General features: G+C 32.5%; 1 protein-coding gene. It reads right to left on the bottom strand.

Annotated elements, in window-relative coordinates; translation table 11 throughout:
• Nucleotides 1–113 precede the first annotated feature (113 nt).
• Complete coding sequence (locus AFK68_RS01590; protein WP_094671101.1) at nucleotides 114–1,841, bottom strand: ABC-F family ATP-binding cassette domain-containing protein; 1,728 nt, start codon at nucleotides 1,839–1,841, stop codon at nucleotides 114–116.
• Nucleotides 1,842–2,397: the final 556 nt, after the last annotated feature.

Raw genomic sequence — 2,397 nt, 5'->3', positions numbered from 1 at the left:
ACTATCCACTATCCATTATTTATTATTCATTAATGAATTAGTATATTCTTAAATAATTTCCTTGCTTAAATTATTCTTACTTTCTTAGTTTTGACTTTTGACTTACTTCTTTCTTACTTTTTACTTTTAGCCTTTGACTTTTGAGTTTCTTTTTGCTTCTGTCTTTTCTTAGCAACCTTTTCAGCTTTTTTAGCAGCTTTTTCCGCAGCTATTTTCGCTAACCTTTTTGCTTCTTTTTCTTCCTCAAGTTTATCTAGATAATAATGATAATCTCCTAAGTAAGGATAAAATTCACCATCCCGAATTTCCACAATTTTATTAGCAACTTGAGAAATAAAATAACGGTCGTGGGAAACAATAATTACAGTTCCATCATATTTTTGTAATGCTGATTCTAACATTTCCTTTGCTGGAATATCTAAATGATTTGTCGGCTCATCTAATAACATAAAATTTCCTGGTTTAAGGAGCATTTTTGCTAAAGCCAAACGAGCCTTTTCTCCACCACTCAAAGCAGCTACTTTTTTAAATACCGTATCCCCACTAAACAAGAAATTACCAAGTAAAGTTCTTACTTCCTCATTTTTCCAATCAGGTACTTCATCATGGATAGTTTCCATTACAGTTTTTGTTAAGTCTAAAGCTTCTGCTTGGTTTTGCTCAAAATAACTAGGTATAACATTATATTTACCTAATTCAACTGTACCTTCCGTGGGTTTTTCCAATCCCATAATCATTCGTAGTAAAGTAGATTTACCACAACCATTCGGTCCTAAAAAAGCAATTCTATCTCCCCTTTCTATCTCTAAATTTGCCCCTAAAAAGAGAATTTTATCATCATAAGTATGAACTAAATCTTTAATTATTGCTACATCTCGACCACTACGAGGCGCTGGCGGAAAATGAAAAGTTAAACTTTTCAAACCTGCGGTAGGAGCTTCTACAACTTCTATTTTTTCTAACAGTTTTTCTCTACTTTTTGCTTGGGTACTACGAGTAGCACTAGCGCGAAACCTTTCCACAAAAGCCTGTTGCTTTTCTATTTCTTTTTGTTGTCGTTCATAAGTGCTAAGTTGTGCAGCTTGATTTTCTAATTTCTGTTCTAAATAAGCTGAATAATTACCCAAATAAGTAGTAGAAACACCTCTTTCAGTTTCCACAATTTGAGTACAAAGACGGTCAATAAATTCCCGGTCATGGGAAACTACAACCATAGGAGTTACTAAATTTTTTAAATAATTTTCTAGCCATTCTATTGTTTCCAAATCTAGATGGTTAGTCGGTTCGTCAAGTAGTAAGATATCTGGACTTTGCAAAAGAATTTTTCCTAAACTCATCCGCATTTGCCAACCACCACTAAAATCACTAACTAAGCGATCGCCATCCTCAGACTCAAACCCCATTTCTGGCAATATCTTTTCAATTTCTGCATCTAAACCATAACCATTTAAAGCTTCAAATTGTCGTTGTAAACGGTCTAATTTATGAATAAGTTCATCTAATTTTTCTGGAGTAGCAGTTTCCATTTCTCGCTGTACTTCTAGAAGAGATTCGTGAGTTTTATTCGCCTCTGTAAATACTGTCCAAAATTCCTCTCTAACTGTACGATTAGGATTTACTTCAAATTCTTGAGTTAGATAAGCAATGTGTAAACTTGCAGGGCGAATAACTTCTCCAGAAGTAGGTTCCATTTCCCCATTAATAATTTTTAATTGAGTTGATTTTCCAGCTCCATTAACACCAACTAAACCGATACGATCGCCTGGTTTAACTTCCCAATTAACATCTTTGAGAACAACACCTGTAGGATATATTTTACTTATATGTTCTAATCTCAGCATTTATAATTTATCTCCTAGGTAGGTTAACAGCAAGTTAAGTTTTTTATGGCCAAATTATTAATATTGACTCTCAAGCATTGTATATCTTAACAAATTTTAATTAAATTTTCTATCTCAAGTGGATGTGCAACTTTACTCAGGGATAAAGAGAGGTAAAAGAGTTTTTCAGCAAACCATACTTATTTATAACAAACTAATAAGTATCTAGGATGTTCTTGGTCTCTATAAATAAACTCACATTTGCTAAAACCAGCATTTTTAGCTTGATTGATAATTGTATTTTCTGTTTCCGGAAAATCGTAATTTTCTATATGTGTAATTACCGAAAAATAATGGTTTAAAACCTCTCCTTTAAAGGATAAAAAAGAAAAACAATTCCTTTTTTACCAATCCTCCTCTTTTCAAGAAGAGATAATTATTAATTATTAGAGACTGTTTTTCAATAATTGATAATTGATAATTACCTCTGGTTAAAACCGCTACGGAATTGAATATTAGGAAATATCCTAGAACTTTTTTTCCCTATCCAGGGGAAGGCTTTAAACCAGAATTATTT

It is taken from the genome of Hydrocoleum sp. CS-953, assembly GCF_002260545.1.
Taxonomy (GTDB): Bacteria; Cyanobacteriota; Cyanobacteriia; order Cyanobacteriales; family Microcoleaceae; genus Trichodesmium.
This window is presented reverse-complemented; position numbering and strand designations above follow the sequence as displayed.